Source organism: Vineibacter terrae, assembly GCF_008039615.1.
Classification (GTDB): Bacteria; Pseudomonadota; Alphaproteobacteria; order Reyranellales; family Reyranellaceae; genus Vineibacter; species Vineibacter terrae.
This window is the reverse complement of the sequence record NZ_VDUZ01000003.1, coordinates 115,132-130,826: the sequence shown is the minus strand read 5'-3', so window position 1 is coordinate 130,826 and position 15,695 is coordinate 115,132. Positions and strand designations below refer to the sequence as shown.

The following is a 15,695-nucleotide window of genomic DNA, read 5'->3' as shown; positions in this document are numbered from 1 at the left end:
ACTAAGCGGTCGGCCGCAAGTCCCTTGTCGTCACCCCCACGCGGCCGGCAGCGTCTTCAGGCCGCGCAGGGTGAAGCTGGGGCGCCATTGCGGCGCGTCGATCCCGGGCAGGCGCAGATCGGGCAGGCGCGTGACCAGCGCCTTGAACGCCAGCTCGCCCTCGAGCCGCGCCAGCTGGGCGCCCAGGCAGTGATGGATGCCGCCGCCGAAGGACAGCGGCCGGACGTTCTGGCGCGTGATGTCGAGCCGCTCGGGATCGCTGTAGATCGCCGGGTCGCGGTTGGCGCCGCCCAGCAGGCACACCACCTGCTCGCCCTTCTTGACCGGGAAGCCGCCCAGCTCGAGGTCCTCGTGCGCGACGCGGCTGGTCATCTGCACCGAGGAATCGTAGCGCAGCAGCTCCTCCACGGCGCCGACCGCCAGCGACGGATCATCCCTGAGCTTCTGCCACTGCTCGGGGTTGCGATGCAGCGCCAGCAGGCCGTTGCCGATCAGGTTGGCGGTGGTTTCATGGCCGGCAGCGAACAGCAGGCTGACATTGGCGCGCAGCTCCAGGGGCGACAGCCGGTCGCCCGCCTCCTCGGCCTGCACCAGCAGCGTCGTCAGGTCGTCGCCCGGCTCGCGCCGGCGGCGCTCGAAGAGCTTGTCGAAATAGGCATCGGACTCCTCGGTGCGCTTGTTGGAGTCGTCGATCTCCTGACGGCTCATCGGCACGGGATCGATCAGCCGGCCATTGACGTAGGATTGGTCAAGGAACTGGCCGCGCTCCTCCTCGGGGATGCCCAGCATGTCGCAGATCACGATCACCGGCAGGCGGTGGGCGAAGTCCCAGATGACATCCATCCTGCCCTGGTCGTGGACGCGGTCGATCAGGGAATCGATCAGGGCCGCGATGCGCGGGCGCATCTCCTCGACGCGGCGGGCCGTGAACGCCTTGGTCACAAGACCGCGCAGGCGGGTGTGGTCGGGCGGATCCAGCACCAGCATCGTGGCGCCGAGATTGGCGAAGGCGCGCTCCTGCAGCCCCTGCTCGCCGTAGCGGCGCACGATGCCCGCGGCATAGGCCTTGCCGAACCGCTTGTCGCGCAGCACCAGGGCGATGTCGGTGTAGCGGCTGGCGATGCACATCCCCAGCGGCGTGCGGAACACCGGCGCCGTCTCGCGCAGGTAGCGGTACGTGGGATACGGATCGGCGATGAAGGCCGGATCCAGCGGATTGAACACGGGCGCCTGCGGCGCCGTCGTCAGGGTATCGGGCATCGCACTTCCTCCGCGAGTTTGCCACACCCTAGCGGAACCCGGCCGCCACGCCAAGCAGTTCGATACACAATTGTATCGAAACTCTGCCTTCCTTTCGCACAGGCTGGAATCAAGACCGTCATCCCTCGCTGCGCTCGGGATGACAGTCCTGATTTTCCGAGGGTGGAAAGATGCACCCTAGCGCTTTCGCGGGGAGATGGGTCGACTTGTCACGCACCGGATGCGGCCGTCGGCGATGAGGGTGGCGCTGACGGCCTTGATGGCGGCGACCATCTCGCGGGTGGCGCGGCTGGTGGGCCGGTCGCGCGGCAGCGCCAGCACGCGCCGGGCACGGATCCACGGGATCTCGACGGCGGCCAGGGTGCCGGCGGCCAGCTCCTGGTGGATGCCGGAATACGGCAGGAAGCCGTAGCCGAGGCCGGCCATCACCATCTGCTTCAGCGGAATCATGTTGTCGACCCGGAAGGCGCAGGCCGGGCGCTCGGGCAGCAGCGCGCGCCCGACCTCGCTGAGCGGCAGGATCAGCGGCAGCGCCGCCACGGCGCCGGGCGTGAAGCTGCGCGTGCGCATGCGCGGATCATCCGGCGCGCCGATCAGGTAGACCCCTTCCGTGAACAGCTCGACATAGTCGAGATGCTCGTTGCGCTGCGGCGTCGTCACCAGCGCCAGATCGAGCGCGCCGCGCAGCACGCGCCCGCACAGCTCCTCGGTCAGTCCTTCGCTGAACTGCACCCGCACGCGCGGAAAGCGGCGCGCGACGTGCTGCGCCAGCGGCGCGAAGAGAATGTCGGCCAGGGTCGACGGCGCTGCCAGCCGCACCGTGCCGCCAGGCTCGCGGTTCTCCAGCGAGACCTCGGCCCGGATGTTGTCGATCTCGCCCAGCATGTAGCGTGCGCGGTCGAGCAGGATCTTTCCCGATTCGCTGATCGCGATGCCGTGCCGGCCGCGCTCGAAGAGCAGTCCGCCCATCTCCTGCTCGAGCGCCTTCATGTGCCGGCTGAGCGCCGACTGCGCGACATTGAGCGCGCTCGCCGCGGCGCTGAAGCTGCCGCGCTCGGCGATGGCGACGAAGTAGCGAAGCTGCCGCAGATCCATGCGCTACCTATCTCAAAGCGAGATGGAAAGGATATCAAACATATATTTGCTAGATGGAAGGCGCCACTGCAGGCTCAGGGCCAACAAGCAATGGGGAAACGCATGACGGAAGCCAACACGACATCGGTGCTCATCGTCGGTGGGGGCCCGGTCGGACTGGCCATGGCGCTGCTGCTGGATCGCTTCGGCATCGACTGCGCCGTCGTCGAGAAGAGCGCCACCACCACCGATCATCCCAAGTCGCGCGGCTGCTGGGTGCGCACGATGGAGATCTTCCGGCAATGGGGGATCGAGGACGCGATCCGCGCTCGCGGCCTGCAGGACAAGTCCGACATGTTCGTCTTCGTGGAGAGCGTGGCCGGACGCGAGATCGGCCGCACGCGGCCCGAGCCGAACCTGGGCCAGACCCCGGCCTGGAAGAGCCTGGTGGCGCAGGACGCCGTCGAGGAGGAGATCTACCGCGTCGTCAAGGCGTCGCGGCATGCGCGGGTGCTGTTCTCGACCGAGTTCCAATCGTTCACGCAGACAGAGGATGGCATCGAGGCGACGACCCGCGCTGCGTCGGGCGAGACCACGACATGGCGTGCCCGCTACCTCATCGCCGCCGATGGCGCCGGCAGCGCGACACGGCGTTCCGCCGGCATCGATATGGTCGGCCCCGCCAACATGGCCACGATCTGCAACGAATACTGGCGCGGCGACCTGTCCCGCTTCCCGCTGGCACGCGAGGCGGCGGGCTACCGCGTCATCCCGCAGGATCCGCACACCGTCGCCTCGACCATCCTCAACACCAACGGGCGTGACCGCTGGCTGACCCTGCTGCCGGTGGGCGGCGCCACCGATGAGCGTCCGCGCCCCTGGAGCGATGCCGAGATCATCCAGATCATCCGGGCCCAGACCGGCGTGCCGGACCTCGAGGTGACGCTGCTGAACCGCTCGGTGTGGCGCATGACACGGCAGGTCGCCGCATCGTTCCGGCGCGGCCGCATCTTCCTGGTGGGCGATGCCGCCCACCGCTTCCCGCCCACCGGCGGGTTCGGCCTCAATTCGGGCGTGCAGGACGCGCACAACCTCGCCTGGAAGCTGGCCTATGTGCTCAAGGGCCTGGCATCGGAGCGGCTGCTGGACAGCTACGACCTGGAGCGCCGCCCGGTCGCCGAATCCAATGCCGATTTCAGCACCGGCAACATGCGCCGCTTTCCGCTCACGGAGGACGCGATCCGCTCGGGCACCCCCGACCGCATCCGCTTCTGGATCAACGACATGGACAAGCACCTGCACAGCATCGGCCAGGCGCTGGGCTTCTCCTACGAGCAGGGCGCGGTGATCGCCGACGGCACGGTGCGCACGGGACACGACACGCGTGTCTACACGCCCAGCGACCGGCCCGGCGGCCGCTTCCCGCATCTGTGGCTCGACCTCGCGCGCCAGCAATCGACGCTCGACTGGTTCGACCGTGACTTCGCCGTCGTCGCCGGGCCGCTCGGCCAGGAATGGCTCGAGGCCGGCAGGAGCGTGGCCAGATCACTGAAGCAGCCGCTGGGCCTGCACATGCTGCCGACGGCCGATCCCGCCGACGGCTTCCAGATGGGATTGCGCGGCGCCGCGCTGGTGCGGCCCGACGGCCATGTCGCCTGGCGCATGCCATGGCTGCCGTCGGATCCCGCCAAGGAGCTCGGCAACGCGCTGCAGGCGCTGTTGCGATAGCGCTTCTCACAAGGAGAACGTGATGCAGGTCGTGCAGGCCAACGGCACGGAGACCGCCTATGCGCAGACCGGCAGCGGGCCGCCGCTGGTGCTGCTGCACGGCGCCGAGGCCGACCATGCGATGTTCGATGCGTTCGCGCCGCTGCTGGCGCCGCATGCGACGGTGATCGCCTGCGACCAGCGCGATTCCGGCCGCACCCGCAACCCGCCGCAGGAATACTCCCTGCTCGACCTCGCCGACGACGTCGCCGGCGTGATCGAAGGCCTGGGCCATGCCCGCGCCCACGTCTTCGGCACGTCGCTCGGCGGCGCCATCGCGCAGGTCCTGGCCGCCCGGCATTCCGACAAGGTCGACCGGCTGGTGCTGAGCAGCACCTTCCGGGTCGGGGCCAACCTGGCAGCGCTCAATCCCGAGGCGATGCAGGCCATCGCGGCCCTGCGCGCCGGGCTGCCGGCGAGCGCCGGCCGCATCGCGGCCTGGTTCTTCACCGCACCTTATCAGCAGGCGCATCCCGAAGTGGCCGCCATCTTCGCCGGCAGCACGCGCGATGAGGCCCAGAAGGCCCGCCGCGCCGCGCTGATGCGCCATCCCGTGGCGATCGACCTCGCCGCGATCCGCGCCCCCACCCTGGTCCTGGCGGCGGCCGAGGACCGGCTGATCCCGCCGGCCCACACCTTGGCGCTGGCAAGCGACATCGCCGGCGCCCAGGCCGTGACGATCCCCGGCATCGGCCATGTCGGCACGATCCAGGACCCGGCGGCGGTGGCGCAAGCCGTGCTCAGGTTTCTGTCGGGCTGAGCGAGGGAGCTGCCATTCGGACCGCGGGCGTCCACGCCCGCATTCGCGCGTAGCGAAGCGGAGAGCGAAACGTCGGCGCGGGCACGCCGATGCGGGCGTGGACGCCCGCGGTCCGCATGAAATGAAGGGAGGAAACAATGTCCGGAACCAAGGACCTGGTCTCGATCTACGACGAAGCCCCACTGAACTGGCGCTATTGGGTGAGCCTGGGCCTGGGCATCGCGACCACGATCTTCGACTTCTTCGATTTCTTCATCGTCGGCTTCCTCGTGGTGGTGCTGGCGCCGCAATGGCAGCTCACCTTCGGCCAGTCGTCGATCATGCTGATGAGCGCCGGCATCGGCGCCATCGTGGGCGCGCTGTGCTGGGGCGCCCTGGCCGATATCTGGGGCCGCAAGAAGCTGCTGGTCGCCGGCGTGCTGCTCTGCGCCGTCGCCTCGGGCTCGGTGGCCTTCGTGCCCGACGGCGCCTGGGTGCTGTTCTCGGTCCTGCGCTTCGTGGTCGGCTTCGGCGTCGGCGCCGCGGCGGCCGTCGGCATGCCGCTGATCGTCGAATACACGCCCACGCGCCATCGCACGCTGATCACCAGCGCCGCCGTGATCCCGGTCTCGTTCGGCATCCTGGCGGCCTCGCTGTCGGCGGCGGCGCTGCTGCAGGTGCTGGGCTGGCGCGGCCTGGCGGCGCTGGGCTTCATCCCCATCCTGCCGGCGATCGCGATCGTCCTCATCATGCCCGAATCCGTGCGCTGGCTGGTGTCGCGCGGCCGTATCGCCGAAGCGCGCGCCACGACGGCGCGCTTCTTCGGCCTGCCCATCGAGTCGCTGCCGCTGCCGGCCCCGCCGCCCGCCTCACCCGCCTCGGCCAGCTTCCGCGACCTGCTGGCCGACCCGCGCCGGCTGTGGCTGACGCTGCTGGTCTGGTTCAGCGCCAGCACGGCGAACTACGGCGTCTTCCTGTGGGGACCGACGATCGTCGCCCTGCTGCTCGGACTGGCGCCCAAGGAGGCGGCGCATCTCTTCGTCTATGTCAGCCTGAGCGGCATCCTGGGCCGCGTCCTGTTCACGGTGATGCCGCTGCGCATCGGCCGGCGGCGCAGCGGCGAGATCATGGGCTACGGCATCGCCGTGACCCTGGGCGCCGCCGCCCTCTTCCATGACCAGTTCGCGGCCGGCTGGCCGCTGTTCATGATCATGATCGTGCTGGGCGCCCTGTTCTTCGACGGCGGCTTCTCGAACATCGGCCCCTACTCGGCCGAGATCTTCCCGGTGCGCCTCGCGGCCCGCGGCGTCGGCCTGGCCCAGGCCGCCAACGGCGTCGGCAAGATCGCCGGCCCGCTGTGCCTGGCGCTGATCGCCGGCACCGGCAATTTCGTGTCGCCCAGGGCCACGGCCGACGCCGTGATGCCCGCCTTCCTGTTCCTGGCCGGCTGCGGGCTGCTGCTGGGGCTGGCCTTCACGTTCCTGGGCGTCGAGACCCACGGCAAGGCGCTGGCGCTCACCGACGCGCCGCCGGAGGCGGACAAGGCTTCCGCCCAGCAAGCCGTTCCCGCGCGAACGTCCTTGACGTGAGCCGCCAAACGCAACTCCATATCCGGGGAGTGGAACGCAGATAGGACAGGCGATGTATCTGACACAGGGGTTGCGGCGTGCGGGCCAGATCCGGCCCAAGGAGAAGTCCACGGTGTTCCGGGGACGGCGGCGGATATGGTCGCAGACCGTCGAGCGCGTGGCGCGGATCGCCGGCGGCCTGAAGGCAGCGGGCGTGCAGCCTGGCGACCGGATCGCGATCCTGGCGCTCAACAGCGACCGCTATTTCGAGCTGATGTACGCCATCCCGTGGATCGGCGCTGCCATGGTGCCCGTCAACACCCGGCTGGCGACGCCGGAGGTACAGTACATCCTCGAGGATTCAGGCTCGCGGCTGCTGTTCATCGACGGCGCCATGAAGGCCCATGCCGAGGCGCTGGCCGGCCACATGCCGACGGTGACGGCGGTCTACTACCTCGACGATGATGCGCCGCCCGCCGGCATGCGGCCCTACGAGGATCTCGCGGCCGCGCCGGCGATCGCGGATGCCGGCGCCGGCGGCGAGGCGCTGGCCGGGCTGTTCTATACCGGCGGCACGACCGGCAAGTCGAAAGGCGTGATGCTGAGCCACAACAACCTGGTGTGGAACGCGATGAACGCCATCGCCGGCTTGTACTTCGATCACGATACGACCTACATCCATTCCGGCCCGATGTTCCATCTCGCCGACGGCGCCTCGACCTTCGGCGTCACGGCCTGCGGCGGCTTCCACGCTTTCGTGCCGCGCTTCGACGCCACCGACTGCCTGCAGACCATCGCGCAGGAAAAGGTGACGCACGGCCAGTACGTGCCGACCATGATCAACATGCTGGCCAACCATCCCAAGGTGGCGGACTTCGACGTCTCCAGCCTCAAATACATCCTCTACGGCGCCTCGCCGATGCCTGAAGGCGTGCTGCGCAAGGCCCTGCAGGTCTTCCCCGGCTGCCAGTTCATCCATGCCTACGGCATGACCGAAGCGGCACCGATCCTGACCCTGCTGCCGCCGCGCTACACGACGCTCGAAGGACCCTATGCCGGCCGCATCAAGTCGTGCGGGCTGGCGGCGCATACGGCCGAGCTGAAGATCGTCGACGAGAACCGCCAGGAGGTGCCGCGCGGCACCGCCGGCGAGGTCGCCGCCAAGGGGCCGATGATCATGCTGGGCTACTGGAACAAGCCCCAGGAGACGGCGGCCGTGCTCAAGGACGGCTGGTACTACAGCGGCGATGCCGCCTACATGGACGACGAGGGCTTCGTCTTCATCGTCGACCGCCTCAAGGACATGATCATCTCGGGCGGCGAGAACGTCTATTCGGCCGAGGTCGAGAATGCGATCTCGCTGATGCCGGGCGTCGCCGAGGTGGCCGTGATCGGCATCCCCGACCCCAAATGGGGCGAGACCATCCACGCCGTCGTCGTGCCGCGCAGCGGCGCCAACCTCACGGCGGAAGCGGTGATCGCGCACTGCCGGACCCAGATCGCCGGCTACAAATGCCCGCGCTCGGTCGAGTTCCGCGATACCTCGCTGCCGTTGTCCGGCGCCGGCAAGGTGCTCAAGCGCGAGCTGCGCGAGCCGTTCTGGAAGGGCTACGAGAAGCGGGTGAACTAGGGGCCTGTCGTTCGGGCGAACGACCCGTCATCCCGAGCGCAGCGAGGGATCTCCTGCGTGAGACGCACGATGCGCCATTCGCAGGAGATCCCTCGCTGCGCTCGGGATGACAGCACGTTGTAATGACAGCGCGTTGAGATGATGCCGGATCATGCCCGGCGGCGGGCCATGAACAGGCAGGCCAGGCCGGCGACCACCGACGCGATGCCGGCGATGGCCGGGATCGGGATGACGCGCTGCTCCTTGGCCTCGACCGACAGCGGGCCGAGATCGATCACCTGCCTGGTGTCGGTGAAGACGATATAGGGCACGACCAGCGCGATGATGCCGGCGACCACCAGCACAATGCCGAGAATGAGCAATGGGCGCATGGGGCTCCTCTGTCATGCCATGGCGTCATCAGCCGCCGCTCGGTCCAACGCCCGGCGCTGACGAAGGTTCCGTCAGCACCATAATCCGCCTACTCTCGGTGACCTGACCACCCCGCAGCCGTGACCATGACCGCGACCATCCCCTACTACGACTGGATCACACATCACGCCGACCGTCGCCCGGCCGGGCTGGCGATCCATGACCTGCACACCGGCCGCAAGCTCACTTATCGCCAGCTCGACGAGCGCGCCCGCCGGCTGGCCGCCCACCTGCAGACCAACGGCGTCGGCAAGACCGACCGGGTGGCGCTGCTGGCACCGAACTGCCCGGAATATTTCGAGCTGCAATTCGCCTGCGGGCGGATCGGCAGCGTGATGGTGCCGCTCAACTGGCGGCTGACCGTGCCGGAGCTGACCTACATCCTGGGCGACTGCGCCCCCAAGGTGCTGATCCACGACTCCAGCTTCAAGGCGCAGGCCCAGGCGCTGCAGGCGCAATGCACCATCCCGCACCTGCTAGAGATCGACATCGACCGCGCCGACAGCAGCTACGAGCGCGCCGTCATGGCCGCCAGCCCGGCGCCGACGCTGGTGCCGCTGACGCACGACGATACCAGCACCATCATGTACACGTCGGGCACCACGGGTCATCCCAAGGGCGCGATCATCACCCACGGCATGACGTTCTGGAACGTGGTGAACCTCGGCATCCCGGCCATGATCTCGCCCGCCACGGTGCAGCTCGTGGTCCTGCCGCTGTTCCATACCGGCGGGCTGAACTGCTACGCCAACCCGGTGCTGCATGCCGGCGGCGCGATCCTGATCATGCGCGCCTTCGAGCCCGGCGCGGCGCTGGATCACATCTGCGACGAGGCGCTGGGCATCACGCATTTCTTCGCCGTGCCAGCCCCCTACCAGTTCATGATGCAGCACCCGAAGTTCCAGGACGCCGACTTCTCACGCCTGCAGATGGCGGGCGTCGGCGGCGCACCCTGCGCGCTCGCCATCCTCGAGGCCTGGGCGGCGCGCGGCGTGCCGCTGGTGCAGGGCTACGGCATGACCGAGACCAGCCCCGGCACGTCGATGCTGGACGCGGCCGATGCCATCCGCAAGGTGGGCTCGGCTGGCAAGCCGTTCATGCATACCGAGCTGCGCATCGTCGACGAGGCCGGGCGCGACGTGCCGCGGGGCGCGATCGGCGAGTTGTGGACCCGCGGCCCCAACATCACGCCGGGCTACTGGAACAACCCCGATGCGACCCGCAAGGCATTCGTCGACGGCTGGCTGAAGACCGGCGACGCCGCGCGCCGGGACGACGAAGGCTTCGTCTACATCGTCGACCGCTGGAAGGACATGTACATCTCGGGCGGCGAGAACGTCTATCCGGCCGAGGTCGAGAACGTGATCTTCCAATTGCCGCAGGTCGCCGACGCCGCCGTGATCGGCGTGCCCAGCGACCGCTGGGGCGAGGTCGGCAAGGCGGTGATCGTCATCAAGCCCGGCGAGACGCTGAGCGAGCCCGACGTCGTCACCCATTGCCTGGCGCGGCTGGCGAAATTCAAGGTGCCGCAGACGGTGGAATTCGTCGAGGCGCTGCCACGCAACGCCACCGGCAAGGTGCTCAAGCGCGAGCTGCGCACGCAGTTCGTCGGGACGTCAGCGCCGGCGATCACGTGACTGCTTTCGCCCCTATTGTGCTTCATGTCGTCCTGAGCGCAGCGAAGGACCTTGCGGTGGTTGGTGCGGACACTGGTGCCGATTATGACGGGTCGGACCGCGTCGCTCCAGCGACGCTCATGGACAAACTTCAGAGAAGAGCGCCGCTGGAGCGGCGCGGTCCCAGCCGTCACCAGGACTGTCGTTAACCCGCACCAACCACCGCAAGGTCCTTCGCTGCGCTCAGGACGACATGAACTTCAAATCCGGCTGAGGATGCGCACCGAGTCCTGGTCGCCGCCCTCGCTGAAGACGACGACGCGCTCGCCCACTCTCTGGAAGACCAGGTCGATGCGCGCGTCGCCCACGGCCAGGCCCTGCAGCGCCATCCGGTCGATGCCGATGGGCAGCGACGGGCGGTCGATATGGATCTCGCGGCGCCAGGCATCGATCTGCAGTCCCAGGCATGCCTGCAGGATCATGAACACCGCTCCCGACGACCAGGCCTGCGGCAGGCAGGCGACGGGATAGGCGATCGGCGACTCGCCGGGCGAGCGCGGGAAGCCGCAGAACAGCTCCGGCAGGCGCATGCCGAAATGCACCGCGGCCTCGAACGCCTCGCTCAGCAGGCGCACCACGCCCCGGCGATGGCCATAGCGCGCCAGGCCGGCGGCGCAGATGGCGGTATCGTGCGGCCACACCGAGCCGTTGTGATAGGACATCGGGTTGAAGCGCGCCGCGCCATGCGCCAGCGTGCGGACGCCCCAGCCGGTATTGAACGGCGCCGACATGAGCTGCTCGGCCACGCGCGCGGCGCGGTCGTCGCTCGGCAGCCCAACGAAGAGCAGGTGCCCGGCATTGGAGGCCCGCACCCGGCACAGCTCACCATGCCCGTCCGTCGCCAGGCCGTAGAAGCCCAGCTCCGGCATCCAGAACCGGTCCTCCACCGCCGTCCGCAGCGCCTGCGCGCGCGCCAGCCAATGCGCCGCCGACTCCAGCTCGTTGCGACGGCGCGCCAGGTCGGCCATCGCGCGCAGCGCGGCGTAGACATAGCCCTGCACCTCGACCAGCGCGATCGGACCGTCGGGCGTGCGGCCATCGGCATGGAAGATCGAGTCGCTGCTGTCCTTCCAGCCCTGGTTGGCAAGGCCGGTCTCGGCGCCGCGCGCGTAATCGAGGAAGCCATGGCCGTTGGCGCCGCTCTGGTCCTCGATCCAGCCCATGGCCGCCTCCAGGCTGGGCCAGAGCTGATCGATGAAGGCAAGATCGGCGGTGCGCGTGGCATAGGCGCCGGCCAGCATGACGAAGAGCGGCGTGGTGTCGACGCCGCCGTAGTACTTGCGGAACGGCAGCTCGCCCAGCGCGGTCATCTCGCCCTTGCGCGTCTCGTGCATGATCTTGCCGGGCGCCGAATCCTGGAACTGCGAGGTCTCGTAGGCCTGGTTCTGCGACAGGAAGGTGAGCACGCCGCGCGCCAACGCCGGATCGAGCCACACGGTCTGCAGCGCGGTGACGATCGCGTCGCGGCCGAACGGCGTCGAGAACCACGGAATCCCGGCATAGGGATACGGGCCGGTCGGCAGCTCCGTCGTCAGCAACGCAAGGTCGGCGCGCGACTTGTCGATCCAGTTGTTGAACAGCCGTCCCGAGCTGCGCAGCCGCCCGCCGCGCCGGCGCCCGGCGCGCATGCTGAAGCGGGCGCGCGCTGCAGCGGCCCGGAAGCGCGCACGCCCGGGCAGCGCCGGCCGGTCGCGGCCGACCTCGATATAGAGCTCGACACAATCGTGCTTGCGCACCGCGATCATGAAATCGGCGCGGCCCGCGGTCAGCTTCTGCGGCGCCGCGGAAAAGGCGATCACCGAGGTGCGCACGAGGTCGTCCAGCCCTTCGTAGCGCAGCAGCACCGAATCACCGCCGACCTGCGGCGGCGCGATATCGCCGCGCATCGGCCGCGAACTGCCGCGCACCTCGAACATGTCGCGGAAATCCGCGGTGAAGCCGATGGTGAGCGGAACGGTGGTGTCGAAATCGCTGTAGTTCGACACCGCCAGCCGCTCGTACAGCCGCTCCTGCCAGAGGAAGCGCGCGCGCTCGATATGGATGACGCCTTCGGGGATCGAGCGCCCGCCCAGCGGCGGCAGCGGGCGGTTGGTGACATGCGAGGTGAAGAAGACGTTGTCCTCGCTGACCGCGGCGCCCAGCAGCGACGGCGGCTGGCCGGCCAGGGTCAGGTCGAAGCGCGACAGCACGCGCGTATCATCGCGGAACAGGCCGTCGCCGGCGCCGCGGATGTCACCGAAGGCATCGGTCACCAGGAAGGTATCGCCATGCTTCAGCGCGAAGTGATGGGCCGCGCCGCGCGGGGCCGGCACCGCCTCGAGCGGTGGCAACCCATCGCTCGCGCCGGTATCGGGAGCAAGCACCTGTTCCGTCATTCGCCCGCTATCTGCATGATCGGGTGGTCGAGATCGTCCTGGCCCGCCAACCGCTGGTAGAGCGCCAGGTATTTGCCTGCCATCGCCTGCGACGAGAACCGCCGCTCGAACACGCGGCGGATGGCGCGCCGATCGAGCATGTCCAGGCGACGCACGGCGTCGATCGCCTCATCCTCGGACGCCACCACGAAGCCGGTGGCGCCGTGGTCGACAACCTCCGTCACCGCCCCGCCCTTCCAGGCGATCACCGGTGTGCCGCACGCCATGGCCTCGATCATCACCAGCCCGAAAGGTTCCGGCCAGTCGATCGGAAACAGCAGCGCCCGGGCATTGCCCAGGAAGTCGGCCTTCTGCGCATCGCTGATCTCGCCGATGAAGTCGATGCCGGGCTGATCGATCAGCGGCGCGATCGTCTCGCGGAAATAGGCGCGATCGACCGCGTCGACCTTGGCGGCGATCCTGAGCGGCAGGCCGGCGCGACGCGCGAGCGCAATGGCCCGGTCGGGCCGCTTCTCGGGCGAGATGCGGCCCAGGAACGCGAGATAGCCGCGCTGCGACGGCTCCGGCGGCTGATAGAGATCAGGCGGCAGGCCGTGCTGGATGGTCGCGGTCCAGTTGCCGAAAGGCAGCGGCTCGCGCTGCTGCTCCGAGATCGACACCAGCGGATAGCGCGGCCAGCGGCGATAGGCCGCCGGCAGGTCCTTCAGATCGAGCCGGCCATGCAAGGTGGTCACGGTGCGCTCGGCCAGGTGCTCGAAGAACGGAAAATGCAGCAGGTCGATGTGGAAGTGCAGGATGTCGAACAGGTCCTCGCGCCGGCGAACTTCGTGCAGCATGCTGAGATGAGCGGCGAGGTCCGACTTCAGCGGGCTCGGATCGAGACGGATCGCCTGATCGCGCATCGGCACCAGCGTCGCCTTCGTGCGCGCCTCGCGGCTTGCGAACAGCGTCACGTCGTGACCGAGCTCGACCAGCGCATCGGCCAGATGGGCCACGATGCGTTCGGTGCCGCCATAGAGCGCCGGCGGCACCGCTTCGTACAAAGGAGCGATCTGCGCAATTCGCATGGCCTCGCCCGATGTCGCAGACAGAACCGTTGAAATCTGGGCCAGCGCGGAGACAGTTTCAAGGCCGCTGCTCCTTGCGGTTTCCCAGGCGCAGCACCCGTCATCCCAAGCGCAGCGAGGGATCTCCCGCGAGACGCACGGTGCGCCATTCACGGGAGATCCCTCGCTGCGCTCGGGATGACGGTGACTCGCAATGCCAGTGGTCCGGCCCCGACGACAGCAACGCTATACCGCCAGCATCATGCGCTCGACGGACGGCGCGAAGCCGAACGCAGCGTAGAAGCGGATGGCGTCGGTGTTGAACTCGTGCACGGCCACCTCGACATGGGTGGCGCGGCGCTGGCGTGCCCATTCGACGGCGGCCGACAGCAGGCGGCGCCCGACCCGGCGGCCGCGGCAGGCCTCGCGCACCACGAGGTTGTCGAGCTCGATCACGTGGCGCGGCGCGGCGCCGGCGAATGCCGATGGCGGCCGGGTCAGCAGCACCGCGAGGCCGGCCAGGCCGTCGGCGGCGCCCGCCACCAGGATGGTGGATTCGCGATCGGACAGCAGCCTGGCGACCTGCTCCTGCGAGCGTGCCGGCCCGTCGAACGCCTGGAACATCTCCGGCCGAGCTGCGCGGTGCAGCGCATCCAGCTCGTCGAACAGGCCGCACAGCTCGCCGTAATCGCGCATCGCCGCCGTGCGGATGCGGATATCAAGCGCGGCCGGCGGCCACGCTTCGATCGTGCTTTCTGTGGTGTGCAACATCAGGCTCTCCTCTCGCAGCTTCCTCTGCCGCGGGCCGGAGGCCCTTCTCTAAAACGATGATGCCGCCGGACCGCGGCGGCATCCTGTGGTCATGACCAATCGGCGCCGCCCTATGGGAGCGACGTAAAATACCAACACGCGTGGCAGCGATTGCTCATGGCGGCTTCTATACAGGCGCAGGCTCGGCGCGTCAATCGTCATGCCCCTCGCCCCGCGGCGGCTACAAAAAGCTTGCGTCCCGGAAAATTAGGATCGTCATCCCGAGCACCAGCGAGGGATCTCCTGCGAATGGCGCACCGTGTGCCTTTCGCGGGAGATCCCTCGCTGGCGCTCGGGATGACAGTGAAGATGTGTGAACACCGTAGCCCGCGACAGCGGCGAGAGGCGCTCCCTCTCACTCCGCGGCCTGCGCCATGGCCTGGCGCAGGCCGGGCATGGTGAAGCCCAGGGCGTCGAGCTTGCTGACCGACTCCCGGCCCTGCGCCTCGCTGACCTCGATCAGCGGCGGACGCACCTTGTTCCAGGCCGGGTCAGCGCCGTAATGAGCGATGACATGCTTCATCGCCGGGATCATGACATAGCCCTGCATGACGGCGCGCACGTCGTTGATCTTCTTCTGCAGCGCCGCCGCCTGCGGCGAGCCGACGGCGCGGAAGGTCTCGGCGATCGCGCCGGGATTGATGTTGGCCGTGGCGCTGATGCAGCCGACGCCGCCGGATGTCACGTTGTCGACCAGCGGCTTCTCGTTGCCCGAGAACACGTCGAAGCCGTCCTTGGCGAAGGCGTCGATCATGCTCCTGGTGTGCGGCCAGTCGTCGGAGCTGTCCTTCATGCCGGCGATCTGCTGCGGATAGGCCTTCAGCAGGCGCTCGACCAGGGCATGCGTGATCGGCACCTGGGCGACCGGCGGGATGTGGTAGAGATAGATGCGCAGGCGCGCGTCGCCGACCCGCTGCACGACCTCGGAGAAGTGCCGGAACAGGCCCTCGTCGCTGACGCCCTTGTAGTAGAACGGCGGCAGCATCAGCACGCCCGAGGCGCCCAGCCGGGTGGCATGCGCCGTCACCTTCACGGTCTCGGTCAGCGAGCAGGCGCCGGTGCCGGGCATCATGCGCGCCGGATCGACACCCGCGGCCACCAGCGCCTCGAGCAGGTCCATGCGCTCCTCGGCGGCCATCGAGTTGGCCTCGCTGTTGGTGCCGAAGACCGCCAGCCCGCAGTCCTGGCTGACCAGCCACTTGCAATGGGCGATGAACCGGCCCGTGTCGGGGCTGAGATCGGCCTTGAACGGCGTGACGACGGGCGAAAGCACGCCCTTGATGCGAGCCTGGGGCATGGTATCTCCTGCACGGCTCATCGCTGGATGCCACGAACGCGG

General features: G+C 68.7%; 12 protein-coding genes. 5 read left to right on the top strand and 7 right to left on the bottom strand.

The window, feature by feature from the left end; translation table 11 throughout:
* Nucleotides 1–30 precede the first annotated feature (30 nt).
* Together FHP25_RS03670 and FHP25_RS03665 are read right to left on the bottom strand one after the other, a co-directional pair.
* Entirely contained in the window at nt 31–1,260 is a 1,230-nt protein-coding gene (locus tag FHP25_RS03670) for a cytochrome P450 (protein ID WP_147845544.1), read from the bottom strand.
* Between the two features lie 177 nt (nt 1,261–1,437).
* Nucleotides 1,438–2,355, bottom strand: coding sequence for a LysR family transcriptional regulator (locus FHP25_RS03665; protein WP_147845543.1), 918 nt, complete (start codon nt 2,353–2,355; stop codon nt 1,438–1,440).
* Between the two features lie 102 nt (nt 2,356–2,457).
* Between FHP25_RS03665 and FHP25_RS03660 the strand changes: the two genes are divergently transcribed.
* From FHP25_RS03660 to FHP25_RS03645, 4 genes are all read left to right on the top strand, one after another.
* Entirely contained in the window at nt 2,458–4,062 is a 1,605-nt protein-coding gene (locus FHP25_RS03660; protein ID WP_178133257.1) for an FAD-dependent monooxygenase, read from the top strand.
* A 22-nt stretch (nt 4,063–4,084) separates the two neighbouring features.
* Nucleotides 4,085–4,861, top strand: a complete 777-nt coding sequence (locus FHP25_RS03655; RefSeq protein ID WP_178133256.1) for an alpha/beta fold hydrolase — start codon at nt 4,085–4,087, stop codon at nt 4,859–4,861.
* Between the two features lie 137 nt (nt 4,862–4,998).
* Nucleotides 4,999–6,429 (top strand): MFS transporter, encoded by a 1,431-nt coding sequence (locus FHP25_RS03650; protein ID WP_147845540.1) that lies wholly within the window; start codon nt 4,999–5,001, stop codon nt 6,427–6,429.
* 52 nt (nt 6,430–6,481) lie between these two features.
* Nucleotides 6,482–8,038 (top strand): acyl-CoA synthetase, encoded by a 1,557-nt coding sequence (locus FHP25_RS03645; protein ID WP_147845539.1) that lies wholly within the window; start codon nt 6,482–6,484, stop codon nt 8,036–8,038.
* 149 nt (nt 8,039–8,187) lie between these two features.
* Here the strand turns inward: FHP25_RS03645 and FHP25_RS03640 are convergent, their stop codons facing one another.
* On the bottom strand, nt 8,188–8,409 hold the full coding sequence (locus tag FHP25_RS03640; protein ID WP_147845538.1) for a DUF3185 domain-containing protein: 222 nt from the start codon (nt 8,407–8,409) through the stop codon (nt 8,188–8,190).
* 126 nt (nt 8,410–8,535) lie between these two features.
* Here FHP25_RS03640 and FHP25_RS03635 point away from each other — a divergent pair, with 126 nt between their 5' ends.
* Nucleotides 8,536–10,086 carry an acyl-CoA synthetase gene (locus tag FHP25_RS03635; RefSeq protein ID WP_147845678.1) on the top strand — a complete coding sequence of 517 codons (1,551 nt, stop codon included), beginning with the start codon at nt 8,536–8,538 and terminating at the stop codon, nt 10,084–10,086.
* Between the two features lie 239 nt (nt 10,087–10,325).
* Here FHP25_RS03635 and FHP25_RS03630 read toward each other — a convergent pair whose 3' ends face one another.
* The 4 genes from FHP25_RS03630 to FHP25_RS03615 form a co-directional block, all read right to left on the bottom strand.
* Nucleotides 10,326–12,500 (bottom strand): amylo-alpha-1,6-glucosidase, encoded by a 2,175-nt coding sequence (locus tag FHP25_RS03630; RefSeq protein WP_147845537.1) that lies wholly within the window; start codon nt 12,498–12,500, stop codon nt 10,326–10,328.
* Complete coding sequence (locus FHP25_RS03625; protein WP_147845536.1) at nt 12,497–13,567, bottom strand: glycosyltransferase family 4 protein; 1,071 nt, start codon at nt 13,565–13,567, stop codon at nt 12,497–12,499. Before FHP25_RS03625 ends, FHP25_RS03630 begins: the two co-directional genes overlap by 4 nt.
* A gap of 225 nt (nt 13,568–13,792) precedes the next feature.
* On the bottom strand, nt 13,793–14,317 hold the full coding sequence (locus FHP25_RS03620; RefSeq protein ID WP_147845535.1) for a GNAT family N-acetyltransferase: 525 nt from the start codon (nt 14,315–14,317) through the stop codon (nt 13,793–13,795).
* 394 nt (nt 14,318–14,711) lie between these two features.
* Nucleotides 14,712–15,653: a dihydrodipicolinate synthase family protein gene (locus FHP25_RS03615; protein WP_147845534.1), complete on the bottom strand. Its 942-nt coding sequence runs from the start codon at nt 15,651–15,653 to the stop codon at nt 14,712–14,714.
* Nucleotides 15,654–15,695: the final 42 nt, after the last annotated feature.

What these genes read in the sequence shown, in the direction of transcription:
- FHP25_RS03670 (WP_147845544.1), bottom strand. Translation starts at nt 1,260, where the DNA reads ATGCCCGATACCCTGACGACGGCGCCGCAGGCGCCCGTGTTCAATCCG.
- FHP25_RS03665 (WP_147845543.1), bottom strand. Translation starts at nt 2,355, where the DNA reads ATGGATCTGCGGCAGCTTCGCTACTTCGTCGCCATCGCCGAGCGCGGC.
- FHP25_RS03660 (WP_178133257.1), top strand. Translation starts at nt 2,458, where the DNA reads ATGACGGAAGCCAACACGACATCGGTGCTCATCGTCGGTGGGGGCCCG.
- FHP25_RS03655 (WP_178133256.1), top strand. Translation starts at nt 4,085, where the DNA reads ATGCAGGTCGTGCAGGCCAACGGCACGGAGACCGCCTATGCGCAGACC.
- FHP25_RS03650 (WP_147845540.1), top strand. Translation starts at nt 4,999, where the DNA reads ATGTCCGGAACCAAGGACCTGGTCTCGATCTACGACGAAGCCCCACTG.
- FHP25_RS03645 (WP_147845539.1), top strand. Translation starts at nt 6,482, where the DNA reads ATGTATCTGACACAGGGGTTGCGGCGTGCGGGCCAGATCCGGCCCAAG.
- FHP25_RS03640 (WP_147845538.1), bottom strand. Translation starts at nt 8,409, where the DNA reads ATGCGCCCATTGCTCATTCTCGGCATTGTGCTGGTGGTCGCCGGCATC.
- FHP25_RS03635 (WP_147845678.1), top strand. Translation starts at nt 8,536, where the DNA reads ATGACCGCGACCATCCCCTACTACGACTGGATCACACATCACGCCGAC.
- FHP25_RS03630 (WP_147845537.1), bottom strand. Translation starts at nt 12,500, where the DNA reads ATGACGGAACAGGTGCTTGCTCCCGATACCGGCGCGAGCGATGGGTTG.
- FHP25_RS03625 (WP_147845536.1), bottom strand. Translation starts at nt 13,567, where the DNA reads ATGCGAATTGCGCAGATCGCTCCTTTGTACGAAGCGGTGCCGCCGGCG.
- FHP25_RS03620 (WP_147845535.1), bottom strand. Translation starts at nt 14,317, where the DNA reads ATGTTGCACACCACAGAAAGCACGATCGAAGCGTGGCCGCCGGCCGCG.
- FHP25_RS03615 (WP_147845534.1), bottom strand. Translation starts at nt 15,653, where the DNA reads ATGCCCCAGGCTCGCATCAAGGGCGTGCTTTCGCCCGTCGTCACGCCG.